Here is a 255-nt window from a genome sequence, read left to right as displayed (position 1 = left end):
GCGCCGAAGGGTGCCCTTTCTCATCTTATGAGGTTACAATTTGACTGACTCTCACCCCGATTTGGAATGCCGCGATCTGGTAAAGGACTTCAGCGATTTCAAAGCTGTAGATCGTGTCAGCTTTGATGTCCCGCAAGGGTCCTTCTTTTCCATTCTTGGCCCGTCCGGTTGCGGCAAAACAACCCTTTTGCGGATGATTTCCGGTTTTCAGTCGCCCACCAGTGGTGATCTGCGGATCAAGGGCAAGTCCATGAT

1 protein-coding gene is annotated in these 255 nt (G+C 51.4%); it reads left to right on the top strand.

The genetic code is table 11. The features are described from left to right. Nucleotides 1-40 precede the first annotated feature (40 nt). On the top strand, nt 41-255 hold a 215-nt coding region (locus O4G76_RS21050; RefSeq protein ID WP_269399046.1), incomplete at its 3' end, for an ATP-binding cassette domain-containing protein.

The organism is Limimaricola sp. G21655-S1 (assembly GCF_027213785.1).
Classification (GTDB): Bacteria; Pseudomonadota; Alphaproteobacteria; order Rhodobacterales; family Rhodobacteraceae; genus Limimaricola.
The sequence above is the reverse complement of the archived record's forward strand: the minus strand, read 5'-3'. Positions and strand labels throughout refer to the sequence as shown.